Genomic DNA, 24,002 nt, shown 5'->3' with positions numbered 1-24,002 from the left:
TCAGCGGCCGGCGGTCGCGCGCCCGAAGTCGACGACGCGCCGACGCGTGAGCCCCCAGGTGTCGTGCACGGGAGGGTCAATGCCGGCGCGGGCGCGCGGCATCCCGGCTGTGCGCGGTCTCACGGCCCCGAGCGGAGTCGCTCGGTGCCGCCTCCCGCGCCCGAGCGACTCCGCCGACGGCGGTCAGGCGCCGAGGTGGGCCAGGGCCTGCAGCAGCAGGGTGCCCTGCCCGCCGGCGAGCTCGGCGAGGACGCCGGGGTCGCGGACCTCGTCCGGCGAGAACCAGGTCAGCTCGAGCGCGTCCTGCTGCGGGGCGCAGTCCCCCTCGACCGGGACGACGTAGGCCAGCGAGACCGCGTGCTGGCGCGGGTCGTGGAAGGCGGTCACCCCGGGCGTCGGGAAGTACTCCGCGATCGTGAACGGCTGCGGCGCCGGCGGCACCCGCGGCAGCGCCAGCGGGCCGAGGTCCTTCTCCAGGTGCCGCAGCAGGGCCGAGCGGACCCGCTCGTGGTACAGCACGCGGCCGGACACCAGCGCTCGCTTGACCTGCCCGTCCTCGCCGATCCGCAGCAGCAGCCCGACCGCGGTGACCTGCCCGTGGTCGTCCACCCGGACCGGCACGGCGTCGACGTAGAGGATGGGCAGCCGCTCGCGGGCGGCGCCCATCTCCTCCGGGGAGAGCCAGCCGGCGCCGGACTGCGTCACTTCGGTCACCCGCACTGTCTATCCGACCCCGGGCTCGGCCCCCGTGCAGGGTCCCGGGCCGAGCGGAGCGAGGCCCGGGGGGCACGGGGGTCCTTCGTCAGTCGGGCCAGACGGGCGGGCGCTTCTCCAGGAACGCCGTCATCCCCTCGCGGGCGCCCTCGAGCTGGCTGGCGGCGGCCATGACCTCGACGGCGACGTCGTAGGCGTCCCGCTCGGGCCGGTCCAGCTGGGCGTACATCGTCGTCTTGCCCCAGGCCTTGCTCGCCCGCGAGCCGCGGGTGGCGCGGCCCATCAGGTCGGCGACGGCGGCGTCCAGCTCGGCGTCGGGCACGACCCGGTTGACCAGCCCCCACTCCAGCGCGGTGCGGGCGTCGATGACGTCGCCGGTGAGGGCCAGCTCCATGGCGCGCTTGCGGCCGACGTTCCGGGCGATCGCGACCATCGGCGTGTGGCAGAACCAGCCGCCCTTGCCGCCGGGCGCGGCGAAGCCGGCGGACTCGGCGGCGACGGCGAGGTCGCAGGAGGCGACCAGCTGGCAGCCCGCCGCGGTGGCCAGCGCGTGCACGCGGGCGAGCACCACCTGCGGCACCGCCTGCAGGGTCTGCATGAGCTCGGTGCACAGGGCGAGCAGGCTGCGGACCTCGGCGACCGGCCGCCCGGCCACGTCGGCGAAGTCGTGGCCCGCGCTGAAGACGGGCCCCTCGGCGGCCAGCACGAGGCCGGTCGCGTCGGTGCCGCCGACCGCGGTCACCGCCGCCAGCAGCTGGGTGAGGTGCTCGCGGGAGAGCGCGTTGCGCCGCGCGGGGCGGCACATCGTCACGGTGACGACGTCACCGTCGCGCTCGACCCGAGGGGCCCCGACCGTCTCCCCGCCCGCGTTCCCGCTCATGGCGCGACGCTACCGAGCCGCGGCCTCCCGGGCACCGGCCGACGGGGCCTCGTCGGCGGGCCGCGGCACGGGCAGCTCCTCCCCGCGGGCGCCGGCGTGCAGCAGGCCGCGGCCGCGCGCCTTGGCGCCGTACATCGCCAGGTCGGCCTCGGCGAGCACGTCGGCGAACGTCGTCCCCGGCCCGGCCACGGCCAGCCCGATGCTGACCGACACCCGCACGGTCCGGCGTCCCACCTCGATCTCGTCGGCGAGGTCGGCGACCAGCCGCTCCCCCACCACCGCCGCCTCCTCCCGGGCGAGCCCGGGCAGCACCGCCGCGAACTCGTCGCCGCCGAGCCGGCCCACCACCACGCCGGGGAAGGCGGCCACCCCGGCCTCCAGCCGCCGGGCCAGGCGGGTCAGCAACTGGTCGCCGACGGCGTGCCCGGCGCGGTCGTTGACCTCCTTGAACCGGTCGACGTCGACGAAGAGGACGGCGCCGCCGCGGCTGGTCAGCGCCTCCTCCCCGGCGCTGAGGAGGTGCCCGCGGTTGGCCAGGCCGGTCAGCGCGTCCTGGCGGGCGGTGCGGGTGAGCGCGCGCTTCCAGGCGTCGGCGTCGCTGGCGATCGTCGACAGCCGGGCCACGGTCTCGTCGAGGGCCAGCCGCTGGGCCGGGTCGGCGTCCGGCGCGAGCTCCCGGACCGTCGCGGCGACCAGGTCGAGCACGTCGTCGAGCGCCCAGCCGGTGGCCACGCCCTCCAGCGCCCGGTTGTGCATGGCCAGCAGCCGGGCGTCCCAGCGGTGGGCGGCCACCTGCCGCCGCAGCGACAGCACGCTGCGCACCAGCCGGACCTGGATCTGCAGGCTCTCCAGGCCCTCGTCGAGGAAGGTGCGCACGTCGTCGTCGAAGACCCCGAGCGAGCCGAGGACGAAGCCGTCGGCGTCGACCAGCGGCACCCCGAGGTAGGAGCGGATCGCCCCGGCGGCCACGGCCGGGTTGTCGGCGAACACCGGGTGCGCGAGCGCGTCGCTCACCTCGAGCGGCTCCCCGCTGGCCACCACGTAGGCGCAGAACGACAGCTCGTCGGGGACGTGGGAGAACGGCGCGCCGACGCCGATCTCCGCCGGGAAGCACTGCAGGTCGGGACCGACCAGGTTGATCACCGCGATCGGCGCGTCCAGGGCGCGGGCCATGTAGGCGACGACCGCGTCGAGGTCGTCGTCCCCGGCGTGGCCGCCCAGCCGGTAGCTGGCGAGGGCGGCCAGCCGGGCGGGGTCGGCGACGGCACTGCGGGGGGACTCCACCTGCGGCAGGCTAACCGCTCACGGTCACCGTGCACACACGTTCCGACACGAGACGGCGGATCCGCCCCCGGCTCAGGCCGGGGAGGGCACCCGCCCGCCGGACCCGGCCGGGAGCCCGTGGGCCTCGCGGACGACGTCGACGATCTGGCCCATGATGTCGGTCAGGGCGAAGTCCTTGGGCGTGAACACCCGGGCGACGCCCTGCTCGCGCAGCCGGCGCGCGTCGCCGTCCGGCACGATCCCGCCGACCACGACCGGGACGTCGTCCAGCCCCGCCTCGTGCAGGCCGCGCAGCACCGCCGGCACGACCTGCAGGTGCGAGCCGGAGAGCACCGACAGCCCGACGACGTGCACGTCCTCCTCCACCGCGGCCGAGACGATCTGCGCCGGGGTGAGGCGGATGCCCTGGTAGACGACCTCGAAGCCGGCGTCGCGGGCCCGCACGGCGATCTGCTCGGCGCCGTTGGAGTGCCCGTCGAGGCCGGGCTTGCCGACCAGCAGGCGCAGCCGGCCGCCGAGCTCCTCGCCGGTGGCCCGCACCCGCTCGCGGACGTCGGCGAGCCCCTCGTCCCCGCCGCCGCCGCTGGCCGCGGCCACGCCGGTCGGGGCGCGGTACTCGCCGAACACCTCGCGCAGCACCCCGGCCCACTCCCCCGTCGTCACGCCGGCGCGGGCGCACTCCAGCGTGGCGTCCATGAGGTTCTCGTCGGTGCCGGCGACCTGCCGCAGGCGCTCGAGCGCCCGCCGCACGGGCTCGGGGTCCCGCTGCGCCCGCCACTTCTGCACCGACTCGACCGCCGCGGCCTCCACCGCCGGGTCGACGACCATGATCGCGGTGTCGAGGTCCGCGGTGAGCGGGTTGGGCTCGGTGCCCTCGAACCGGTTGACGCCGACGACGACGTCCTCCCCGCTCTCCATCCGCCGGCGCCGCTCGGCCAGCGAGGCCACGAGCCGGCCCTTCATGTAGCCGGACTCGACGGCGGCGACCGCACCGCCCATCTCCTCGACCCGGGCCATCTCGGCGCGGGCCCCCTCGACGAGGTCGGCGACCTTGCGCTCGACGACGACCGAGCCGGTGAACAGGTCCTCGTACTCGAGCAGGTCGGTCTCGTAGGCGAGCACCTGCTGCAGCCGCAGCGACCACTGCTGGTCCCACGGCCGCGGCAGGCCCAGCGCCTCGTTCCACGCCGGCAGCTGGACCGCGCGGGCGCGGGCGTCGCGGGACAGGGTCACCGCGAGCATCTCCAGCACGATCCGCTGGACGTTGTTCTCCGGCTGCGCCTCGGTCAGGCCGAGCGAGTTGACCTGCACGCCGTAGCGGAAGCGCCGGTGCTTGGGGTCCTGGACGCCGTAGCGCTCCCGCGTCAGCTCGTCCCACAGCTGGGTGAAGGCGCGCATCTTGCACATCTCCTCGACGAAGCGGACGCCCGCGTTGACGAAGAAGGAGATGCGGGCGACCACCTCGCCGAAGCGCTCCTGCGGCACCTGCCCGGAGTCGCGCACCGAGTCCAGCACGGCGATCGCGGTCGACAGCGAGTAGGCGATCTCCTGCACCGGCGTCGCGCCGGCCTCCTGCAGGTGGTAGCTGCAGATGTTGGTCGGGTTCCACTTCGGCATGGCCGTCACCGTGTAGGCGACCATGTCGGTGATCAGCCGCAGGGAGGGCCCGGGCGGGAACACGTAGGTGCCCCGCGACAGGTACTCCTTGATGATGTCGTTCTGCGTGGTGCCGGCCAGCTTGCTGACGTCGTGGCCGTGCTCCTCGGCGACGGCCTGGTAGAGCGCGAGCAGCCACATCGCCGTCGCGTTGATCGTCATGGACGTGTTCATCTCGTCCAGCGGGATGCCGTCGAACAGCGCCCGCATGTCGCCGACGTGCGTGACCGGGACGCCGACCTTGCCCACCTCCCCGACGGCCAGCTCGTCGTCGGGGTCGTAGCCGGTCTGCGTCGGCAGGTCGAAGGCGACCGACAGGCCGGTCTGGCCCTTGGCCAGGTTGCGGCGGTACAGGGCGTTGGACTCGGCGGGCGAGGAGTGGCCCGCGTAGGTGCGCATGACCCAGGGACGGTCGCGCTCCTCCGGCGACGAGGGGAACGGCATGCACGGAGGATAGGGGGGTTACTCGTCAGTAGCATCCCCGCCCCCGGGGCACCGGCGGTGGCACACTCGATCGACGTACGGACCGGACCGGACCGGGGGGAGGACGCCGTGGCAGTCGCCGGGAGCCTGCACTACGCCACCGGGCCGGTGGTGGTCTTCGCCGTCCTCGCCCTGCTCGCGCTGTTCATGCGGTGGGCCTTCGGCACCGGGGGCACGCAGACCCGCCGGCGCCCGGCGCCGGCCGACGACGGGCTGCTGGTCCGGGTGGCCACCGCGTCCAGCCGCGAGTCGGCGCTCGCGCTGCGCGCCGTGCTCTCCGACGCCGACATCCGCTCGACCGTGCGCTTCCCCGGCCCGCACCGGGCCGAGGTCCTGGTCTTCCCCGAGGACGCCGAGCGCGCCCGCGCCCTGGCGTCGACGTTCCCCGGCTGAGGCGTCCCCGCCTCAGTCGGCCTTGGTGACGCGCTCGATCGTCGCGCCCAGCCCGCGCAGCTGGTTCACGAAGTCCGGGTAGCCGCGGTCGACGTGGTAGGCGTCGGCCACCTCGGTGACCCCGTCGGAGACCAGGCCGGCGAGCACCAGGCCCGCGCCGGCGCGGATGTCGGTGGCCAGCACCGGCGCGCTGGACAGCCGCTCCCGCCCGCGGACGACGGCGTGGTGGCCGTCGATGCGCACGTGCGCACCGAGCCGGACCAGCTCGTTGACGAACATGAACCGGCCCTCGAAGACGTTCTCCGTGATCAGCGCCGTCCCCGAGGAGACGGCGGCCAGCGCCACCGCCATCGGCTGCAGGTCGGTCGGGAAGCCGGGGAACGGCAGGGTGACGACGTCGACGCAGCGTGGCCGCTCGGTCATCACGACCCGCAGGCCCTCGGGCACCACCTCGATGGAGGCGCCGGCGTCGGTCAGCTTGTCCAGCGCGACCGTGAGGTGCTCGGGCACGGCCCGCTCGATGACGACGTCCCCGCGGGTCATCACCGCGCCGATGGCCCACGTGCCGGCGACGATCCGGTCGGTGACGGTGGTGTAGGCGACCGGCTGCAGCCCGGTGACGCCCTCGACGGTGATCGTGGAGGTGCCGGCACCGTCGATGCGGGCGCCCATCGCGTTGAGCATCGCGCAGAGGTCGGCGATCTCCGGCTCGCGGGCGGCGTTGTCGACCACGGTCGTGCCCTCGGCCAGGACCGCGGCCATGACCAGGTTCTCGGTGGCCCCGACCGACGGGAAGTCCAGCCAGATCGTCGTCCCGACCAGGCGGGGGGCCTTGGCCACGAGGAAGCCGTGCTCGCTGTCGATGGTGGCGCCGAGCCGCTCCAGGCCCGAGATGTGCATGTCCAGGCCGCGGGAGCCGATCGCGTCGCCGCCGGGCAGGGCGACCCGCGCGCTGCCGCACCGCGCCACCAGCGGCCCGAGCACGCTGATCGAGGCCCGCATCTTGCGCACCAGGTCGTAGTCGGTCTCGGTGCCCGGCTCCTCGGGGACGTCGATGGTGACCCGCCCGCCGCCGCCGGTGCCGGGCTGCCGCTCGTAGGTGACGCCGCAGCCGAGCCGGCGCAGCACCTCGCTCATGATCGAGACGTCGAGGATGTCGGGGACCTCGTCGATCGTCGTCCGGCCCGCGGCCAGCAGCGCGGCGGCCATCAGCTTCAGGGCGCTGTTCTTGGCCCCGGTGACACGGACCCGGCCGGTGAGGGCGGTGCCGCCGGCGACCTCGAAGCACTCCACGCGATCACCCTACGGCGCCCGGCGATCACCCGTCGGTGAGCACATAGGCTGCCCGGCATGACGGTCCGGCTGACCCGCATCTACACGCGCACCGGCGACGCGGGGCAGACCCACCTCGGCGACATGAGCCGCGTGGCCAAGACCGACCCCCGGCTCGTGGCGTACGCCGACGTCGACGAGACCAACAGCGTCCTGGGGGTGGCCCTGGCGCTGGGGGCGCCGCCCGAGGAGATCGCGGCGCTGCTGCGCGGCGTGCAGAACGACCTGTTCGACGTCGGCGCCGACCTGTCCACGCCGATCGTGCCGGACCCGGCCCACCCGCCGCTGCGGGTCACCGCGGAGTACACCGCGCGCCTGGAGGCGGCCTGCGACGAGCACAACGAGCACCTCGCGGCGCTCACCAGCTTCATCCTGCCGGGCGGCACGCCGCTGGGCGCGCTGCTGCACCAGGCGCGGACGGTCGCCCGCCGCGCCGAGCGCAGCGTCTGGGCGCTGCTGCAGGCCGACGCCGACCGCACCAACCCGGAGACCGCGCGCTACCTCAACCGCCTGTCGGACCTGCTGTTCATCCTCGCCCGCCGCGCCAACCCCGGCGGCGACGTGCTCTGGCAGCCCGGCGGCGCCCGGTCGTAGCGGCGCTCAGCGCCCGCGGGGGGCGGACTCCACCCAGGAGAGGAAGCCGGTCACCGTCGAGGGGTCCATCGCCAGGTCGCGCGGGCCCACGCCGGTGCGGCAGGACAGGACGACGACGTCGTCGGGGAGCGCCACGTCCTCGCGGGTGGCCCCGCGCCGGCCGGCCACCTCGAGCTCCGACCGGCACAGCCGCTGCTGCGGGCGGACCGACAGCGACACCGCGCGGTACCAGAGCAGCGCGTCCCCGCCGTACCAGGCGACGCCGACCGACCAGCGCGACGACCCGCCCGGGCGCAGCCACATGGTGACCGCGCCCAGCCCGGAGAGCAGGAACCGCCGGCGCAGCAGGAACGCCACCACCAGGACGAGCAGCAGCACCCCGGCCAGCACCAGCACGACCGTGGTCATGGGGTGCGTCCCGGGCGCCAGGGCGGAGCGGGTGGGACCGGCAGCGAGCTCAGGCCTGCTGGCCCGCGGCGCGGAGCCGGCTCTGGGCGCGGCGGGCGGCGGCCAGTGCGTCGGGGTCGTCGCCCTCCGACTCGGCGCGGCGCAGCGCGTCGCGGGCGCGCTCGACGTCGATCTCGCCGGAGATCTCCGCGGTCTCGGCGAGGATCGAGACCCCCTGGGCGGTCACGGACAGGAACCCGCCGTGCGCGGCGACGACGAGGTCCTCGCCCTCGGTGGTGCGGATCGTGACGACGCCGCCGTCGGCCAGCTGGCCGAGCAGGGGGGCGTGGCCCGGCAGCACACCGAGCTCGCCCTCGGTGGTGCGGGCGATGACCATGCTCGCCTCGCCGGACCAGATCGTCCGCTCGACGGCCACCAACTCGACCTGCAGGGTCGCCACGACACTCCTCGGGGTGCACCGCCGTCGGGCGGTGTGCGGGCGCCGGCCCGGGAGGGACGCGGCGACGGGTCGAGCCCACTGTAACGGCGTCCGCGACACGCCCGGACGCCCACCCGTCCGGGTGACCGCGCGCCGCGGGCCGCGGGACGCGACAGGCCGGGCCCCCGCGCGGGGACCCGGCCTGTCGGCGCTCGCTGGACCGGCCGCCCTCCAGGGGCCCGGACCGAGCGTGCGAGGTGCGGGGAGGAGGGTGGTCCTTACCCCTTCTTCAGCTTGTCGGCGTTGCGCTCGAGGTCCTCGAGGCCACCGCACATGAAGAAGGCCTGCTCCGGCACGTGGTCGTACTGGCCCTCGGTGAGCGCCTTGAACGCCTCGAGGGTCTCCGACAGCGGCACGAAGGAGCCGGGCTGGCCGGTGAAGGCCTCGGCCACGAACATGTTCTGCGAGAGGAAGCGCTCGATGCGCCGGGCCCGGTTGACCGTGACCTTGTCCTCCTCGCCGAGCTCGTCGATGCCGAGGATGGCGATGATGTCCTGGAGCTCCTGGTAGCGCTGCAGGATCTGCTTCACCCGCTGCGCGACCTGGTAGTGCTCCTGCCCGACGTACTGCGGGTCGAGGATCCGGCTGGTGGAGTCCAGCGGGTCCACGGCCGGGTAGATGCCCTTCTCCGAGATCGGCCGCGACAGGTTCGTCGTGGCGTCCAGGTGGGCGAACGTGGTGTGCGGCGCCGGGTCGGTGATGTCGTCGGCGGGCACGTAGATCGCCTGCATCGAGGTGATCGACCGGCCACGGGTCGAGGTGATCCGCTCCTGGAGCTGGCCCATCTCGTCGGCGAGGGTCGGCTGGTAACCCACGGCGGAGGGCATGCGGCCCAGCAGCGTGGACACCTCGGAGCCGGCCTGGGTGAACCGGAAGATGTTGTCGATGAAGAGCAGCACGTCCTGGTTCTGCTCGTCGCGGAAGTACTCCGCCATCGTGAGCGCCGACAGCGCGACCCGCAGGCGGGTGCCCGGCGGCTCGTCCATCTGGCCGAAGACCAGCGCGGTGGACTCGATGACGCCGGACTCGGTCATCTCGGTGATGAGGTCGTTGCCCTCGCGGGTGCGCTCGCCGACGCCGGCGAACACCGACACGCCACCGAACTCCTGGGCGACCCGGCGGATCATCTCCTGGATGAGCACCGTCTTGCCCACGCCGGCGCCGCCGAACAGGCCGATCTTCCCGCCGGCCACGTAGGGCGTGAGCAGGTCGATGACCTTGATGCCGGTCTCCAGCATCTCGGTACGGCCCTCGAGCTGGTCGAACCGCGGCGGGTTGCGGTGGATGCCCCAGTGCGGCGCGTCGGCGCCCCAGCCCGGGGAGTCCAGGCACTCGCCGAGGGCGTTGAACACGTGGCCCTTGGTCACGTCGCCGACCGGCACCGAGATGGGCCGGCCGGTGTCGGCCACCTGGGCGCCGCGGATCAGGCCGTCGGTCGGCTGCATCGAGATGGTGCGGACCACGTTGTCGCCCAGGTGCTGGGCGACCTCGAGGGTCAGCGTCTTGCCCAGGTCGGCGAGGGTGACCTCGACCTCCAGGGCGTTGAACAGGTCGGGCATCGCGTCGCGGGGGAACTCGACGTCGACGACCGGCCCGGTGACCCGGACGACGCGGCCGGTCGCCTGGGTGGTCGGACGGTCCTCGGTGACGGTCATGAGGTGGCTCTCCTGCCCTCGTTCAGTCGTCTGCGTTCGCCGAGACCAGCGCGTCGGCGCCGCCGACGATCTCGCTGATCTCCTGGGTGATGTCTGCCTGGCGGATCTGGTTGGCCTGCCGGGCGAGGTTCTTGGCCAGCTCCTCCGCGTTGTCCGACGCCGACTTCATCGCCCGCCGGCGCGACGCCGACTCCGAGGCCGCGGCCTCGAGCATCGCCGCGTAGATGCGGGTGGTGACGTACTTCGGCAGCAGCGCGTCGAGCAGGGCCTCGGCCGAGGGCTCGAACTCGTAGGAGGTGGGGACGCCGGAGTCGGCCGTGCGGCCGGCCTCGCGGTCCTCCCGCTCGTAGTCGAACTCCTCGACCTCCTCGACCTCCAGCGGGGCCATCCGCTTGGCGACCGGGACCTGGGCCAGCAGCGACCGGAACTCGGTGTAGACGATGTGCAGCTCGTCCACGCCGAGGACGCCGTCGGCACCGGCGCCGCTCTCGTCGTCGTCCTCACCGGCGGCGAAGACGTCGATGAGCTCCTGGCCGACGCGCTGGGCGTCGGTGTAGGCCGGCTGCTCGGAGAACCCGGTGAAGGTGTCGGCCATCTGCCGGTTGCGGAACCGGTAGTACGTCTCGCCCTTGCGGCCGACGACGTACAGGACCGGCTCCTTGCCCTCCTGCCGCAGCAGCGACAGCAGCTCCTCGGTCCGGCGCAGGACGTTCACGTTGTACGAGCCGGCGAACCCGCGGTCGGAGGTGATGACCAGCACCGCGGCCCGCCGCGGGTTCTGCCGCTCGGTGAGCAGCGGGTGGTCCAGCGACGCCGAGGACGCCAGCGCCGACAGCACCCGGGTGATCTCGCGGGCATACGGCTTGGAGGCCTCCACCCGCGCCTGGGCTCGCACGATGCGGGCGCCGGCGATCAGCTCCTGGGCCGAGAAGATCTTCTTCGTCGACTTGGTGGAGCGGATGCGGCGCCGCAGCGCGCGGAGGTTTCCGGCCATGGGTCAGGCGCTCCGCTTGACCTGGACGCGCTCCTGGCCACGCTCGGACGCGTCCATGGCCTCGGCCTCGGGCTCGTTGACCAGCGTGCCGCCGTCGGAGAGCTGGAACTGGCCGTAGAACTGCTCGACGGCCCGCTCGAGGCCGGACACGGAGTCGTCGCCCAGCGCCCGGGTCTGCCGGATCTCGTCGTAGACGCCGCTCTCGCTGCGGCCGACGAAGTCGAGGAACTCCGACTCGAACCGGCGGACCTCGCTCACCGGCACCTTGTCCAGCTTGCCGGTGGTGCCCAGCCACAGGGAGACGACCTGGCGCTCCACCGGGTACGGGCTGTACTGGCCCTGCTTGAGCAGCTCCACCAGGCGCTGGCCGCGGTCCAGGGTGGCCCGGCTGGCGGCGTCCAGGTCCGAGGAGAACGAGGAGAACGCCTCGAGCTCGCGGAACTGGGCGAGGTCCAGCCGCAGGCGGCCGGCGACCGACTTCATCGCCTTGATCTGCGCGGAGCCACCGACGCGGGACACCGAGATGCCGACGTTGATGGCCGGGCGGACACCGGAGTTGAACAGACCGGTCTCGAGGAAGATCTGCCCGTCGGTGATCGAGATGACGTTGGTCGGGATGTAGGCCGACACGTCGTTGCCCTTGGTCTCGATGAGCGGGAGACCCGTCATCGAGCCGGCGCCCAGGTCGTCGGAGAGCTTGGCGCAGCGCTCCAGCAGGCGGGAGTGCAGGTAGAAGACGTCGCCCGGGTAGGCCTCGCGGCCCGGCGGACGGCGCAGCAGCAGCGAGACCGCGCGGTATGCCTCGGCCTGCTTGGTCAGGTCGTCGAAGACGATCAGGACGTGCTTGCCCTCGTACATCCAGTGCTGGCCGATGGCCGAGCCGGTGTAGGGGGCGATGTACTTGAAGCCCGCGGCCTCGGAGGCGGGGGCGGCGACGATGGTCGTGTACTCCATCGCGCCGGCCTCCTCGAGGGCCGAGCGGATCGAGGCGATCGTCGAGCCCTTCTGGCCGACGGCGACGTAGATGCAGCGCACCTGCTGCGCCGGGTCGCCGGTGGCCCAGGCCTGCTTCTGGTTGATGATCGCGTCGATGGCGATCGCGGTCTTGCCGGTCTGGCGGTCGCCGATGATCAGCTGGCGCTGGCCGCGGCCGATCGGGGTCATGGCGTCGATGGCCTTGATCCCGGTCTGCAGCGGCTCGTGCACCGACTTGCGCTGCACGACGGTGGGCGCCTGCAGCTCCAGCGCGCGCCGGCCGGTGGTGGCGACCGGGCCGCCGCCGTCGATCGGGTTGCCGAGCGGGTCGACGACGCGGCCGAGGTAGCCCTCGCCCACCGGCACCGACAGGACCTCGCCCGTGCGGCGGACCTGCTGGCCCTCCTCGATGCCGGCGAAGTCGCCGAGGATGACGACACCGACCTCGCGCACGTCCAGGTTCAGCGCCAGACCGCGGACGCCGCTCTCGAACTCGAGCAGCTCGTTGGTCATGACCGAGGGCAGGCCCTCGACCCGGGCGATGCCGTCGCCGGCCTCGGTGACGATCCCGACCTCTTCCCGGGAGACGTCCGGGGAGTACTCGGTGACGTAGTTCTGGATGGCACTGCGGATCTCGTCTGCGGAGATCGTCAGCTCGGCCATGGCTCGCGTCCTCTTCCCTGCGGGGGTCGTGTCTGTGTTGCGGGTCGGGTGGGGGCTCGGGTCAGCCGACGAGGCGGCGGCCGGCCTCGTCCAGGCGGCGCAGGACGCTGCCGTCGATGACCTCGTCACCGACGCGGATCACCAGGCCCCCGAGCACCTCGGGGTCGACGGTCACCTGCAGCCCGATCGCCCGCCCGTAGATCCGGCCGAGCACCCCGGCCAGCCGCTGCTCCTGGACGGCGGACAGCGGGGCGGCGGCGGTCACGTGCGCGACCGACTGACCGCGGCGGCGGGAGGCCACCTCGGAGAGCCGCTCGATGGCCGTCTCCGCGTTGGCAACGGTGGGGCGGGTCAGGTGGTTCCGCAGCAGCAGCTCGGTGACCGAGCTGACCCGGCCGGAGAGCAGCCGGTCCAGCAGCGCGGTCTTCCCGGCGGCCGGACCGGAGCGGTCGGACAGGATCCGCGACAGCGCGGGGTCGCCGTCGACGATCCGGCCGAAGCGGAACAGCTCGTCCTCGACGTTCTCGAGCTCACCACGGGCGTCGGCCGCGTCGAGCGCGGCCTCCGTCGCGAGGGTCTCGGACGCCTCCACGAGGTCGAACGGCCGCGACCAGCGCTGCCGGGCGAGGGTCTCCACCAGGTCGAGCGCCGCGCCGGAGACCTTGCCCGCCAGCAGCCGCTGCGCGAGCGCGGCCCGGTCCGCCGGCTTGACCGCCGGGTCGGACAGGGCCCGCCGCAGCGACGGCTGCGTGTCGAGCAGGCGCGCGAAGGCGAACAGCTCCTCGGCCAGCCCGACCAGGTCGGCGGACTCGACGACGCGCGGCTGACCGGTCACCCGGTCCCGGGCCCGCTCGAGCAGCCCCGACGCCGGTCGGGTGAGCTCGGACAGGCGCTCCCGCGCCTCGGCCATGGCTGCCCGGCTGGCGGCGTCCATCAGCGGCTGCCCTCGGGCACCGTCGCGCCGGCCCGGCCGTCCGGGCCGCCGGCCATGCCCTCGAGCTGGTCGAGGAACCGGTCGACGGTGCCGCGCCGGCGGGCGTCGTCGCTCAGCGACTCGCCCACGACGCGACCGGCGAGGTCGACGGCCAGCGTGCCGATGTGCGTCCGCAGCTCGTTGAGGACCTGCTGGCGCGAGGCCGCGAGCTGCTCCTCCCCGCGGGCCACGATCCGGGCCGACTCCTCCTGGGCCTGGGTGCGCAGCTCCTCGAGGATCTGCTGCCCCTCGGCGCGGGCCTGGTCGCGGATCTGCGCGGCCTCGGTCCGGGCCTCGGCGAGCTGGGCGCGGTACTGCTCCAGCGCCTGCTTCGCCTCGGCCTGCATCGCCTCGGCACGCTCGATGCCGCCCTCGATCGCCTCGCGACGAGCACGGAAGACCTGCTCGAACCGCGGCGCGATGAACTTGAAGAACACCACCATGACGATCGCGAACGCGATGAAGCCGATGATGATCTCGCCGACCGGCGGCAGGAGCGGGTTGTGCTCCTCCGCAGCGAGGATGCTCATGCTCTCAGTGTCCCTGTCTGGAGTCGGAACCCGTACCGAGGAGTACGGATCAGGTGCCGAAGACGAAGGGGACGACGAAGCCGATCAGGGCCAGCGCCTCGGAGAGGGCGAAGCCGAGGAAGGCGTAGGTCCGGGTCAGGCCGGCCGACTCGGGCTGACGGGCGGTGGCCTGGATGTAGGCCGCCCACACGATGCCCACACCGATGCCCGGGCCGATCGCGGCGAGGCCGTAGCCCACCGAACCGATGCTGCCGGTCAGCTCTGCCAACAGGTCCATGCGAGGTGTTCCTCCTGTGTCGTCGCCCGGCGTCTGCCGGGCGGCTTTCGGGGGTGGTGCGGTGGTGCAGTTCGGGGGGGTCCCGGTCGGGGGGAGCCGACCTACGCGGGGCTCAGTGCTCGGCCTCGATCGACCCGTTCAGGTACGTGCCCATCAGCACGGTGAAGACGTAGGCCTGCAGGAAGATGACCAGCAGCTCGAAGAAGGTCATGACGATCGCCATGAGCGCCGAGACCGGGCCGAAGACCACCGAGAAGTTGTCGCGGCCGAACAGGTAGACGGCGCCGAGGGAGAAGACGACCAGCAGCATGTGGCCGGCGAACATGTTCGCGAAGAGCCGGACCGCCAGCGTGAACGGCCGGACGACGAAGTTCTGCAGGATCTCGATCGGCGTGACCAGGATGTACATCGGCTTGGGCACGCCGGGCAGGAACAGGATGTCCTTGAAGTACTTGCCGGCCCCCTGCTCGCGGATGCCGATGTAGATGTAGAGCACCCAGCAGATCGCCGCGAGGACCAGCGGGAAGGCGAACCTCGACATCGGGGAGATCTGCGCCAGCGGCAGGATCGCCATGAAGTTGTTGGCGAGGATGAAGAAGAACAGCGACGCGAGGAACGGCGCGAACGGGAGGCCCCGGGGGCCGACGACGTCGCGGGCGATGCCGTCGCGGACCAGCGAGTAGCCGCCCTCCCCGATGAACTGCATCTTCCCGGGGATGATCGACGGCTTGCGCACCGTCAGCGCCATGAACACGAGCATCGCGGCGGTGGCGAACCACAGGCCCAGGACGATGCGGGTGATCGCGAAGTCGACCCCGAGGACCGAGAACTCGAACAGGGGCTCCGGGTAGAACTCTTCGAGGCCGGGGGCCTGGAACCCGTCACCCGAGCCGGACTCGACAGCGAGCACGTCTGCGAGCGCGAGGGCGCTGGAGGTCACCGTTGTCCCTTCTGCGTCCTGGGCCGGCTCCGTCGTCCGCCCGGGCTGGTGCTGTGTCTGGTGCGCGGCGCCCCTGATGGCGAGGGCAGGCCGCCGAACCGGAGGACGACCACGTAGATCGCCACCGCCATGCCGAGGATGATGCCGACCGGGAAGAACACGCGCGTGTCCAGCCACTGGTCGAGCAGCCACCCGGCCCCGCCCCACACGGCCATCCCGGAGATGAGCGTGCCGGTGACCGCCCATCCGGTCTCGGCACCGCTGCCGCCCCCGGCAGGTCTGTCGGGCGAGGGCCTGGCGGACCCAGGTCTCGGGTCGTCCTCGGCCATCGCTGCGGACACTATCAGCCGCGCGTTCCCGGCCTTCCGGGGTGCGGCGGAGGGGCCGCCGCGACCACCCGTCCGGGTGTCCGGCGCCGGACCCGCGCGGCGGGTCAGGCGGCGGGCGGCCGGGGCGGCGGGACGTAGTACAGCGGCCGGGTCCAGACCCACCGCAGCTGTACCGCGCTCCACAGCAGCGCCCCGGCGATCACCGCCCACGCGAGGGTCAGCCGGTCGAGCCAGCCGTCCTCGGGCAGGGCGTTGAGCAGGGCGAACAGCACGATCGCCTTGACGAAGAACGCGCCCATCGCGGCGGGCAGGGTGAAGGTGTCGTTGATCCGGCCGGCCCAGGCGACGGCGAGGCCGCTGACGACGAAGAACGCCGTCACGATCGCGGCGCCGAGCAGCACGCCCACGGCGGCGTCCCAGCCGGCGGCCAGGCCGGTGACCGGCGCGGCCACGACCGTGACCGCCGCGGTGGCGAGGGCGCCGACGCGCAGGAACGACAGGTCCCAGCCGGGGTCCTCACGGGGCATGCCGCTCATCGGACCACCTGCCCGGCGCCGGGCGCGCTGGGGGTCCGCGCGGGCGGCGCCTCGGCGGGCGGGGCGGCGGCGCGCTGCCCGGGGCCGGCCGGCGGGGCGGCGCCGCGCACGGCGCGCGCGGTGGGGTGGGCGGCCCGGCTGCGCCGGCGCTGGGCCAGCAGGTCCGCGGCGCGGGCCTCGCGGGCGGCCCGGCGGGTGCGCGGCGCGAGCACCACGATCACGCCCACGACCAGCAGCGCCCCGATGGCGAAGAGCAGCTCCGCCCGCCCGCCGGTGATGGACAGGGCGACCGCGCCGCTGGAGAGCAGCGCCGTCCAGAAGTACATGACGAGCACCGCGCGGCGGTGCGAGTGGCCGATCGACAGCAGCCGGTGGTGCAGGTGCATCTTGTCCGGGCTGAACGGCGACTGGCCGCGACGGGTGCGGCGGACGACGGCCATCAGCAGGTCGATGAACGGGATGAACAGGACCGCGATCGGCACCAGCAGCGGCAGGGCGAGCGGCAGCAGGCTGGCCGCGGAGTCGAACGACTGGGGGTCGACGTTGCCGGTCGCCGACACGGCCGCGGCCGAGAGCATCAGCCCGACGAGCATCGACCCGGAGTCGCCCATGAAGATGCGGGCCGGGCTGAAGTTGTGCGGCAGGAAGCCCAGGCAGGCGCCGGCGAGCACCGCGGTGATCAGCGCCGGGGCGCTGGCGACGTCGTCGTAGCCGGTGAGGCCCAGGTTGTAGCTGTAGGCGAAGAAGGCCAGCGCGGCGATCGCCGAGACGCCGGCCGCGAGCCCGTCCAGGCCGTCGATGAAGTTCAGCGCGTTCACCGTCAGCACGGTCAGCAGGATCGTCAGGGGCACGCCGACGTCCGGCCCGAGCGAGATCGTGCCGAGGTCGGCCACGGGCAGGAAGACGAACGACAGCTGCACGCCGAGCAGCACCATCACGCCGGCGGCGGCGATCTGGCCGGTCAGCTTGGTGAGCGCGTCCAGGCCGAACTTGTCGTCCAGCACGCCGAGCAGGCAGATCAGCCCTCCGGCGACGAGCACCGCGGCGGTCTGCGAGTCGTCGAAGGTCCGCTGCAGCGCGGGCAGCCGGGTGGCCACGAGCACGGCCGCGGCGACGCCGAGGTACATCGCCACCCCCCCGCCGCGGGGCGTGGGGATGACGTGCACGTCCCGCTCCCGCGGGGCGGCCATCATCCGCAGCCGCACGGCGGCCAGCCGCACCACCGGGGTGGCGAGGAAGGTGACCAGCCCGGCGGTCAGGAGGACGACGAGGTACTCGCGCATGACGTCAGGCGGTGCCCTGCGGTGCGTGCGGGGTGCCCCGGCCGGGGATGCGCATCGGGTCGATCTCCCGGGCTGGACGACGGCTGTCGGTCCACGGTATCGCTCCCGCCTGGGAACGCAGCGTGACCGCGGCGGCGCGGACGGCGCTAGTCCGTGATCTCGGGGACGACGGCGCGCAGGGCCTCCACGGTCACGGCCCCGATGCGCAGCACCCGCGGGGTCGGCGCGGTGCAGTCGACGATCGTGCTGGCCGCGGAGCCGGTACGCGGCCCGCCGTCCAGGACGACCGCCGCGTGCAGCCCGAGCTGCTCGACCGCGCGGCCGGCGTCGGTGGCCGCGGGCCGACCGGAGCGGTTCGCGCTGGACACGGCGAGCGGGCCGGTGCGCCGCAGCAGGTCCCGGGCGACCTCGTCGTCGGGCAGCCGGACGGCGACGGTGCCCTCGGCGTCCCCGAGGTCCCAGGCCAGTGAGGGCGCGTGCTCGAGCACCAGGGTCAGCCCGCCGGGCCAGAACTCCTCGGCCAGCCGGTTGGCGACCGCGGGGAGGTCCACGGTGAGGCCGGCCAGGGTCGAGGCCTCGCCGATCAGCACCGGCACGGGCATGGCCCGCCCGCGGTTCTTGGCGGCCAGCAGGCGGGTCACGGCCTCGGGGGTGAAGGCGTCGGCGGCGACCCCGTAGACGGTGTCGGTGGGCAGCAGCACCAGCTCCCCGCGGCCGAGGGCGGCGGCGGCGGCGTCCAGGCCCGCTGCGCGGGCCTCGGGGTCGGAGCAGTCGTAGAGGTCGGCCACGACCGGTCAGTCTGCCGCAGGCCCGCCGGCCCGCAGAGCGGTGGTGAACCGCGGCCGCCCGGCGAGGTCGGGGTGGTCGGCGACGTCGTCCCAGCCGCCGGAGGCGCGGACCAGCGCGGGCAGCGCCGTCCCCTGCTGGTCGGCGTGCTCGATGCCCAGCGCGCCGCCGGGCCGCAGCAGCCGCGCCGCGGTCGTCAGCAGGCCGCGGACGACGTCCAGCCCGTCCGGGCCGCCCCACAGCGCCAGCGGCGGGTCGTGGTCGGCGACCTCGCGGGGCAGCCGGGCGCCGTCGGGGACGTACGGCGGGTTGGAGACGACCAGGTCGACGCGGCCGTCGAGCGCGCGCAGCAGCCGCCGGTCGGTCATGTCCCCGGCGAGCACCTCGACCGGCCGGTCCCCCGCGGCCGCGCGGGCGGCGGCGTTGAGCCGGGTCCACTCGACGGCGTCGGCGTCCCGCTCGACGGCGGCCACGCGGGCGCCGGGGTGCTCGTGCGCGATCGACAGCGCGATCGCGCCGGACCCGGTGCCGAGGTCGACGACGACCGGCTCGGCCGCGCCGGCCAGCCGGGTCAGCGCCCACTCGACGAGCTGCTCGGTCTCCGGCCGGGGCACGAAGACGCCGGGGCCCACGGCCAGCTCGAGGTGGCGGAACGCCGCGCGGCCGGTGAGGTGCTGGAGCGGCACGCGGTCGGCGCGCTGCTCGACCAGGGCGGCGAAGCGGTCGGCGGCGGCCTCGTCGACGGCGTCGAGGGTGAGCAGGCCGGTGCGGGTGCACCCGGTGACGTGGGCCAGCAGCAGCTCGGCGTCCACCCGGGGCGAGGCGACGCCGGCCGCGGCGAGCCGCCGCGCGGCGTCGGCCAGCAGCGTGCGGGTGCTCAGGAGCCGGCCGCCAGCAGCTCGGCGGTGTGCGCGCGGGTGAGCGCGTCGAGGACCGGGTCGAGGTCGCCGTCGAGCACCTGGTCGAGGTTGTGCGCCTTGAAGCCGACCCGGTGGTCGCTGATCCGGTTCTCCGGGAAGTTGTAGGTGCGGACCCGCTCGCTGCGGTCGACCGTGCGCACCTGGCTGCGGCGCTGGTCGCTGGCCGCGGCGTCGGCCTCCTCGCGGGCGGCGGCCAGCAGCCGGGAGCGCAGGATCCGCAGCGCGGACTCCTTGTTCTGCAGCTGGCTCTTCTCGTTCTGGCAGCTGACCACGATGCCGGTGGGCAGGTGCGTGATCCGGACCGCGGAGTCGGTGGTGTTGACGCTCTGCCCACCGGGCCCGGAGGAGCGGAAGACGTCGATCCGCAGGTCGTTCGGGTCGACGGTGACGTCGACCTCCTCGGCCTCGGGGAGCACCAGGACGCCGGCCGCGGAGGTGTGGATGCGGCCCTGGCTCTCGGTGACCGGCACCCGCTGCACGCGGTGCACCCCGCCCTCGAACTTCAGCCGGGACCAGATGCCCTCGTCGCCGCGCGAGCGCACGGCGACGGAGACGTCCTTGTACCCGCCGAGGTCGGCGTCGACGGCGTCGATGACCTCGGCCGACCAGCCGCGCCGCTCGGCGTAGCGCAGGTACATGCGCAGCAGGTCGCCGGCGAACAGCGCGGACTCCGCACCGCCCTCCCCCGCCTTGATCTCGAGGATGACGTCCTTGTCGTCGTCGGGGTCCTTGGGCAGCAACTGCTCCCGCAGCCGGGCGGTCAGCTCCTCGATCTGCCGCTCCAGGCCCTCGGCCTCGGTACGGAAGGAGGCGTCCTCGGCGGCGAGCTCCCGGGCCGCGGCGAGGTCGTCGCGCGCCTGGTCCAGCGTCCGGGCGGTCTCCACCAGCGGGGACAGCTGGGCGTAGCGGCGGCCGAGCCGGCGGGCGCGGCCGGTGTCGGCGTGCACGGCCGGGTCGGCGAGCTCGGCCTCCAGCGCGGCGTGCTCGTCGAGCAGCCCGCGCAGCCGGTCGGTGCCGGTGTCGGCGGTGCTCATCGCGGGGACTCCTCGGGGAACGGGTGCGGACACGACGACGGCGCCCGTCCCCGCCCCCCGGAGGGAGTGGGCACGGGCGCCGTCGGGTGCGCTACTGGCCGGCCTTGGCGGTGTCGCCGGCGCCGCGCTTGCCGAACCGCTTCTCGAAGCGGGCGACGCGGCCACCGGTGTCGAGGATCCGCTGCTTGCCCGTGTAGAACGGGTGGCAGGCGGAGCAGGTCTCGACGGTCAGCTGACCGCTGGGGACGGTGCTCTTGGTGGTGAAGGTGTTCCCGCAACCACAGGTCACCGTGGTGGTGTGGTACTCGGGGTGGATGCCGGGCTTCATGCCGTGGACCTCTTCCGCAGGGTGTCGGTGCTGTCTTCGTGAACGCCGCCTACCGGGCGGGCATTCCAGGCGCGCCGGGCGGGACTCGACCGTCGAGTATCCCCGATCGGTGGGCCCACCCGGCGCGCGGGGGGCTAGTCGTTGCCGGGGCCGAGCGTCGTCTTCTGGATCTGCATGAGGAACTCGACGTTGTTGCGCGTCTTGCGCAGCTTGTCGTTCAGCAGCTCCAGGGCCTGCTGCGGCTCCAGCGCGGCGAGCACCCGGCGCAGCTTGATGACGATCGCCAGCTCGTCGGGTGAGAGGAGGATCTCCTCCTTGCGGGTGCCCGACGCGTTCACGTCGACGGCCGGGAAGATCCGCTTGTCCGCCAGGCGGCGGTCGAGCTTGATCTCCGCGTTCCCGGTGCCCTTGAACTCCTCGAAGATGACCGTGTCCATCGTGGACCCGGTCTCCACCAGCGCCGAGGCGATGATGGTCAGCGAGCCGCCGTTCTCGATGTTGCGGGCGGCGCCGAGGAAGCGCTTGGGCGGGTACAGGGCCGTGGAGTCGACACCGCCGGAGAGGATGCGCCCGCTGGCCGGGGCGGCCAGGTTGTAGGCGCGGCCCAGGCGGGTGATCGAGTCCAGCAGGACGACGACGTCGTGGCCCATCTCGACCAGGCGCTTGGCCCGCTCGATCGACAGCTCGGCGACCGTGGTGTGGTCGGCCGGCGGGCGGTCGAAGGTCGAGGCGATGACCTCGCCCTTCACCGACCGCTGCATGTCGGTGACCTCCTCGGGCCGCTCGTCGACGAGGACGACCATGAGGTGGCACTCGGGGTTGTTCGTCGTGATCGCGTTGGCGATCGCCTGCAGCACCATCGTCTTGCCGGCCTTGGGCGGGCTGACGATGAGCGCGCGCTGGCCCTTGCCGATCGGCATGACCAGGTCGATGACCCGGGTGGTCAGCTGGTGCGAGTCGGTCTCCAGCCGCAGCCGCTCCTGCGGGTAGAGCGGCGTCAGCTTGGTGAACTCCGGACGCTGGCGCGCCTGCTCGGGCTCCAGGCCGTTCACCGTGTCGAGCCGGACCAGCGCGTTGTACTTGTCCTTGCGCTCGCCCTCGCGGGGCTGGCGGACGGCGCCGGTGATCGCGTCGCCGCGGCGCAGGCCGTACCGGCGCACCTGCGACAGCGAGACGTAGACGTCGTTCGGGCCGGTCAGGTACCCCGAGGTGCGGACGAACGCGTAGTTGTCCAGGACGTCGAGGATGCCGGCCACCGGCAGCAGGACGTCGTCCTCGCTGACCGTCGGCTCGCTCGGCTGGTCGAAGCGGTCGCGCCCGCTGCGCCGGTTGCGGTCGCGGTAGCGGCGGCCCCGGCGGCCGCGGCCGCCCTCGAAGTCGTCGTCGTCCTCGTCGTCGCGGACGTCACGGGCGGGGCGGGTGTCGGCGCGCCCCTCGGAGCGGTTGCCGTCGGTGCGCCCGTTGCGGTCGGCCCGGTCGTTGCGGTCGGTGCGGTCGGTGCGCTCGCCGCCCCGGCCGTCGCGGGCGGCGCGCTCGCCGCCGTCCCGGCCGTCGCGGGCGGCGCGCTCGCCGCCGTCCCGGTCGCGCGGGGCGCGGTCGTCGCGGTCCCGGTCCCGGTCGCGCGGGGCGCGGTCGTCCCGGTCGCGCGGCGCGCGGTCCTCGCGGGCGGCGCGCTCGCCACCGTCGCGGGGAGCACGGTCCTCGCGGTCGCGCGGGGCACGCTCGCCGCCCTCGCGGGGGGCGCGCTCGCCGCCGTCGCGGTCCCGGGTGCGCCCGCGGGTGCGGGCCGGGCGGTCGCCCTCGGTGCGCTCGTCGGTGCGCTCGTCGGTGCGCTCGTCCTCGGTGCGCGGGCCGGCCGGCGCCTCGGGCGCGGCCGCGGGGGTCTCCGCGGTCGGGCCGGCGGGCGCGGTCGCCTCGGCGGCGGGAGCGCCGGCGGGGCGGCTGGCCGCGCGACGGCGGCGCGGCTGCTCGACGGGGGCCTCGACCGGCGCGGTGTCGGCGTCGGCGGTGGTCAGCGGGCCGCCGTTGGCGCCGCCGGAGATCGGGGCCTCGAGGGGGGCCGCGGTGGCGGCCGCGCCGCGCGGGGTCGGCACGCCGTCCCGGGCGCCGGCGGAGGAGCCGCCGTCGTCGCCGCCGACCTGGCGGGCGGAGATCGCGGCGACGAGGTCGCCCTTGCGCATCCGGCCGGTGCCGGTGATGCCCAGTTCGGCCGCGAGGCGCTGCAGCTCGGGCAGCAGCATCCCCGACAGACCGCTGCCGCGGCGGCGGGATCGGCCCGCCGGCCCAGAAACGGCAGTCGCCTCGTCGGAGCCGGCACCCTCGGGCGCGGCGACGAGGTCGGTGGTTTCGCTCACGTACAGGTCCTTCCCTGCGGTGCCCTGCGCCTACCAGCGCAGGGGGTGACCCGGTCCCCTGCCGCCGGGTGTTTTCCGGGGTCGGCAGGACGAAGGGATCGTGTGGGTGCGGGGCGGGATCTGCGGCGTTGGAATTCGTCGGCAACGCCCCGCGCGAGGCCAGCCCCTCGAGGGGCGGCTACGCCGTGAGCCTAGATGCAGCTCACGGGCAGGACAACACTGGTTGTTCCCGGTGTGTTCCTCGTCATCAGGATGTTACCTGAGTGGCGGCGAGCACTCGCGCACCCGCCCCGTCGACCGTCAGCGGCAGCAGCCGCCAGCCCGCCGGGGTGAGGTCCGCCACCCGCCGCACGGCCACCCCCTCGGCGGGGTCCGCCGGGTCGTCGGCGGGGTCGCGGCGGGTCAGCACCAGCACGCTGGGCCCCGCCCCGGAGACGACGGCGGCCAGCCCCTCGGCCCGCAGCCGGTCGACCAGCGCGAGCGACTCCGGCATGGCCGCGGCGCGCTGCCGCTGGTGCAGCCGGTCCTCGGTCGCCGGCAGGAGCAGGCCGGGGTCCGCGGTCAGGGCGGCGACGAGCAGCGCGGCGCGGCCTGCGTTGAAGGCCGCGTCGCGGTGCGGCACGACGTCGGGCAGCAGCCCGCGCGCGGCCTCGGTCGACAGGGTGCCGCCCGGCACGAGCAGCAGCGGCTGGATCTCCGGGTGGACGTCGAGCCGCTCGGCGACCGGCCCGCGGTCGCCGTCGACGGCGAGGACGAGGCCGCCGTGCAGGCAGGCGGCGACGTTGTCGGCGTGCCCCTCGAACTCCGTCGCCAGGCGCAGCACCGCGTCGGGGTCGACGTCGCCGGCGTCCGGGCACAGCGCCCAGGCGGCGACCAGCCCGCCGACGACGGCCGCGGCCGACGAGCCCATCCCCCGCCCCTGCGGGATCGCGTTCACGGTGGCCAGCCGCAGGCCCGGCGGCGTCCAGCCCAGCTGCGCGCAGGCGGCCCGGAAGGCGCGAACGACCAGGTGCGACTCGTCGGCGGGCAGCGTGCCGGCCCCCTCGCCGGTCATCGCCACCGTCAGGCCGCCGTCGGTGACGGTGAACTCCAGCTCGTCGGCGCAGCTCAGCGCCAGGCCGGCGCAGTCGAACGCGGGCCCGAGGTTGGCGCTGGTGGCGGGGACGCGGACGCGGACGGCGGAGCGGGCCGGGGTCACGCCCC

25 protein-coding genes are annotated in these 24,002 nt (G+C 74.4%); 2 read left to right on the top strand and 23 right to left on the bottom strand.

The window, feature by feature from the left end; all coding sequences use genetic code 11:
• Positions 1–183: 183 nt before the first annotated feature.
• The 4 genes from ACI79F_RS00310 to ACI79F_RS00295 all read right to left on the bottom strand — a co-directional run bounded on the left by ACI79F_RS00310 (position 184) and on the right by ACI79F_RS00295 (position 4,978).
• The gene (locus tag ACI79F_RS00310; RefSeq protein ID WP_456543791.1) at positions 184–714 is read right to left on the bottom strand and encodes an NUDIX hydrolase family protein; all 531 of its coding nucleotides are present in this window, start codon (positions 712–714) and stop codon (positions 184–186) included.
• 88 nt (positions 715–802) lie between these two features.
• Positions 803–1,594, bottom strand: a complete 792-nt coding sequence (locus ACI79F_RS00305) for an enoyl-CoA hydratase-related protein (RefSeq protein WP_456543792.1) — start codon at positions 1,592–1,594, stop codon at positions 803–805.
• 9 nt (positions 1,595–1,603) lie between these two features.
• Positions 1,604–2,878 carry a diguanylate cyclase domain-containing protein gene (locus ACI79F_RS00300; RefSeq protein ID WP_456543793.1) on the bottom strand — a complete coding sequence of 425 codons (1,275 nt, stop codon included), beginning with the start codon at positions 2,876–2,878 and terminating at the stop codon, positions 1,604–1,606.
• Positions 2,879–2,950: 72 nt separating this feature from the next.
• Positions 2,951–4,978 (bottom strand): methylmalonyl-CoA mutase family protein, encoded by a 2,028-nt coding sequence (locus ACI79F_RS00295; RefSeq protein WP_456543794.1) that lies wholly within the window; start codon positions 4,976–4,978, stop codon positions 2,951–2,953.
• Positions 4,979–5,086: 108 nt separating this feature from the next.
• On the opposite strand from ACI79F_RS00295, the gene ACI79F_RS00290 reads away from it, so the two are divergent.
• A complete protein-coding gene (locus ACI79F_RS00290; RefSeq protein WP_456543795.1) occupies positions 5,087–5,410 on the top strand; it encodes a hypothetical protein in 324 nt (107 codons plus the stop codon).
• A gap of 12 nt (positions 5,411–5,422) precedes the next feature.
• On the opposite strand, the gene murA is transcribed toward ACI79F_RS00290, so the two are convergent.
• Positions 5,423–6,703, bottom strand: a complete 1,281-nt coding sequence (gene murA, locus ACI79F_RS00285; protein ID WP_456543796.1) for a UDP-N-acetylglucosamine 1-carboxyvinyltransferase — start codon at positions 6,701–6,703, stop codon at positions 5,423–5,425.
• Between the two features lie 57 nt (positions 6,704–6,760).
• Here murA and ACI79F_RS00280 point away from each other — a divergent pair, with 57 nt between their 5' ends.
• A complete protein-coding gene (locus ACI79F_RS00280; RefSeq protein WP_456543797.1) occupies positions 6,761–7,336 on the top strand; it encodes a cob(I)yrinic acid a,c-diamide adenosyltransferase in 576 nt (191 codons plus the stop codon).
• 6 nt (positions 7,337–7,342) lie between these two features.
• On the opposite strand, the gene ACI79F_RS00275 is transcribed toward ACI79F_RS00280, so the two are convergent.
• From ACI79F_RS00275 to thrB, 18 genes are all read right to left on the bottom strand, one after another.
• The gene (locus ACI79F_RS00275; protein WP_456543798.1) at positions 7,343–7,744 is read right to left on the bottom strand and encodes a DUF2550 domain-containing protein; all 402 of its coding nucleotides are present in this window, start codon (positions 7,742–7,744) and stop codon (positions 7,343–7,345) included.
• Between the two features lie 49 nt (positions 7,745–7,793).
• A complete protein-coding gene (locus tag ACI79F_RS00270; protein WP_456543799.1) occupies positions 7,794–8,183 on the bottom strand; it encodes a F0F1 ATP synthase subunit epsilon in 390 nt (129 codons plus the stop codon).
• 257 nt (positions 8,184–8,440) lie between these two features.
• Entirely contained in the window at positions 8,441–9,877 is a 1,437-nt protein-coding gene (gene atpD, locus ACI79F_RS00265) for a F0F1 ATP synthase subunit beta (protein WP_456543800.1), read from the bottom strand.
• 22 nt (positions 9,878–9,899) lie between these two features.
• Positions 9,900–10,871 (bottom strand): F0F1 ATP synthase subunit gamma, encoded by a 972-nt coding sequence (locus ACI79F_RS00260; RefSeq protein ID WP_456543801.1) that lies wholly within the window; start codon positions 10,869–10,871, stop codon positions 9,900–9,902.
• A gap of 3 nt (positions 10,872–10,874) precedes the next feature.
• Positions 10,875–12,509 carry a F0F1 ATP synthase subunit alpha gene (gene atpA, locus ACI79F_RS00255; protein ID WP_456543802.1) on the bottom strand — a complete coding sequence of 545 codons (1,635 nt, stop codon included), beginning with the start codon at positions 12,507–12,509 and terminating at the stop codon, positions 10,875–10,877.
• A gap of 61 nt (positions 12,510–12,570) precedes the next feature.
• A complete protein-coding gene (locus ACI79F_RS00250; RefSeq protein WP_456543803.1) occupies positions 12,571–13,443 on the bottom strand; it encodes a F0F1 ATP synthase subunit delta in 873 nt (290 codons plus the stop codon).
• Complete coding sequence (locus tag ACI79F_RS00245; RefSeq protein ID WP_456543804.1) at positions 13,443–14,012, bottom strand: F0F1 ATP synthase subunit B; 570 nt, start codon at positions 14,010–14,012, stop codon at positions 13,443–13,445. The genes ACI79F_RS00250 and ACI79F_RS00245 overlap by 1 nt, the downstream gene beginning before the upstream one ends.
• Before the next feature lie 49 nt (positions 14,013–14,061).
• Complete coding sequence (gene atpE, locus ACI79F_RS00240) at positions 14,062–14,289, bottom strand: ATP synthase F0 subunit C (RefSeq protein WP_029432783.1); 228 nt, start codon at positions 14,287–14,289, stop codon at positions 14,062–14,064.
• A gap of 112 nt (positions 14,290–14,401) precedes the next feature.
• Complete coding sequence (atpB, locus tag ACI79F_RS00235; protein ID WP_456543805.1) at positions 14,402–15,229, bottom strand: F0F1 ATP synthase subunit A; 828 nt, start codon at positions 15,227–15,229, stop codon at positions 14,402–14,404.
• The gene (locus ACI79F_RS00230; RefSeq protein ID WP_456543806.1) at positions 15,226–15,558 is read right to left on the bottom strand and encodes an AtpZ/AtpI family protein; all 333 of its coding nucleotides are present in this window, start codon (positions 15,556–15,558) and stop codon (positions 15,226–15,228) included. The genes atpB and ACI79F_RS00230 overlap by 4 nt, the downstream gene beginning before the upstream one ends.
• Positions 15,559–15,662: 104 nt before the next feature.
• Positions 15,663–16,094, bottom strand: a complete 432-nt coding sequence (locus ACI79F_RS00225) for a hypothetical protein (protein ID WP_456543807.1) — start codon at positions 16,092–16,094, stop codon at positions 15,663–15,665.
• Positions 16,091–17,377 (bottom strand): glycosyltransferase family 4 protein, encoded by a 1,287-nt coding sequence (locus ACI79F_RS00220; RefSeq protein ID WP_456543808.1) that lies wholly within the window; start codon positions 17,375–17,377, stop codon positions 16,091–16,093. Before ACI79F_RS00220 ends, ACI79F_RS00225 begins: the two co-directional genes overlap by 4 nt.
• Positions 17,378–17,523: 146 nt before the next feature.
• On the bottom strand, positions 17,524–18,165 hold the full coding sequence (locus ACI79F_RS00215; protein WP_456543809.1) for an L-threonylcarbamoyladenylate synthase: 642 nt from the start codon (positions 18,163–18,165) through the stop codon (positions 17,524–17,526).
• A 6-nt stretch (positions 18,166–18,171) separates the two neighbouring features.
• A complete protein-coding gene (prmC, locus tag ACI79F_RS00210; RefSeq protein ID WP_456578862.1) occupies positions 18,172–19,026 on the bottom strand; it encodes a peptide chain release factor N(5)-glutamine methyltransferase in 855 nt (284 codons plus the stop codon).
• A gap of 14 nt (positions 19,027–19,040) precedes the next feature.
• Positions 19,041–20,117 carry a peptide chain release factor 1 gene (gene prfA / locus ACI79F_RS00205; protein ID WP_456543810.1) on the bottom strand — a complete coding sequence of 359 codons (1,077 nt, stop codon included), beginning with the start codon at positions 20,115–20,117 and terminating at the stop codon, positions 19,041–19,043.
• A 91-nt stretch (positions 20,118–20,208) separates the two neighbouring features.
• Entirely contained in the window at positions 20,209–20,445 is a 237-nt protein-coding gene (gene rpmE, locus ACI79F_RS00200) for a 50S ribosomal protein L31 (protein WP_456543811.1), read from the bottom strand.
• 134 nt (positions 20,446–20,579) lie between these two features.
• Positions 20,580–22,799: a transcription termination factor Rho gene (gene rho, locus ACI79F_RS00195; protein ID WP_456543812.1), complete on the bottom strand. Its 2,220-nt coding sequence runs from the start codon at positions 22,797–22,799 to the stop codon at positions 20,580–20,582.
• A 247-nt stretch (positions 22,800–23,046) separates the two neighbouring features.
• Positions 23,047–23,997, bottom strand: a complete 951-nt coding sequence (thrB, locus tag ACI79F_RS00190) for a homoserine kinase (protein ID WP_456543813.1) — start codon at positions 23,995–23,997, stop codon at positions 23,047–23,049.
• Between the last annotated feature and the right edge of the window lie 5 nt (positions 23,998–24,002).

The sequence above is a fragment of the Blastococcus sp. SYSU D00868 genome, assembly GCF_054050575.1.
This window is presented reverse-complemented; position numbering and strand designations above follow the sequence as displayed.

What these genes read in the sequence shown, in the direction of transcription:
- prfA (WP_456543810.1), bottom strand. Translation starts at nt 20,117, where the DNA reads ATGAGCACCGCCGACACCGGCACCGACCGGCTGCGCGGGCTGCTCGAC.
- ACI79F_RS00260 (WP_456543801.1), bottom strand. Translation starts at nt 10,871, where the DNA reads ATGGCCGGAAACCTCCGCGCGCTGCGGCGCCGCATCCGCTCCACCAAG.
- atpA (WP_456543802.1), bottom strand. Translation starts at nt 12,509, where the DNA reads ATGGCCGAGCTGACGATCTCCGCAGACGAGATCCGCAGTGCCATCCAG.
- ACI79F_RS00230 (WP_456543806.1), bottom strand. Translation starts at nt 15,558, where the DNA reads ATGGCCGAGGACGACCCGAGACCTGGGTCCGCCAGGCCCTCGCCCGAC.
- ACI79F_RS00295 (WP_456543794.1), bottom strand. Translation starts at nt 4,978, where the DNA reads ATGCCGTTCCCCTCGTCGCCGGAGGAGCGCGACCGTCCCTGGGTCATG.
- ACI79F_RS00275 (WP_456543798.1), bottom strand. Translation starts at nt 7,744, where the DNA reads ATGACCACGGTCGTGCTGGTGCTGGCCGGGGTGCTGCTGCTCGTCCTG.
- ACI79F_RS00280 (WP_456543797.1), top strand. Translation starts at nt 6,761, where the DNA reads ATGACGGTCCGGCTGACCCGCATCTACACGCGCACCGGCGACGCGGGG.
- rpmE (WP_456543811.1), bottom strand. Translation starts at nt 20,445, where the DNA reads ATGAAGCCCGGCATCCACCCCGAGTACCACACCACCACGGTGACCTGT.
- ACI79F_RS00245 (WP_456543804.1), bottom strand. Translation starts at nt 14,012, where the DNA reads ATGAGCATCCTCGCTGCGGAGGAGCACAACCCGCTCCTGCCGCCGGTC.
- atpD (WP_456543800.1), bottom strand. Translation starts at nt 9,877, where the DNA reads ATGACCGTCACCGAGGACCGTCCGACCACCCAGGCGACCGGCCGCGTC.
- ACI79F_RS00305 (WP_456543792.1), bottom strand. Translation starts at nt 1,594, where the DNA reads ATGAGCGGGAACGCGGGCGGGGAGACGGTCGGGGCCCCTCGGGTCGAG.
- atpE (WP_029432783.1), bottom strand. Translation starts at nt 14,289, where the DNA reads ATGGACCTGTTGGCAGAGCTGACCGGCAGCATCGGTTCGGTGGGCTAC.
- ACI79F_RS00220 (WP_456543808.1), bottom strand. Translation starts at nt 17,377, where the DNA reads ATGCGCGAGTACCTCGTCGTCCTCCTGACCGCCGGGCTGGTCACCTTC.
- ACI79F_RS00250 (WP_456543803.1), bottom strand. Translation starts at nt 13,443, where the DNA reads ATGGACGCCGCCAGCCGGGCAGCCATGGCCGAGGCGCGGGAGCGCCTG.
- ACI79F_RS00225 (WP_456543807.1), bottom strand. Translation starts at nt 16,094, where the DNA reads ATGAGCGGCATGCCCCGTGAGGACCCCGGCTGGGACCTGTCGTTCCTG.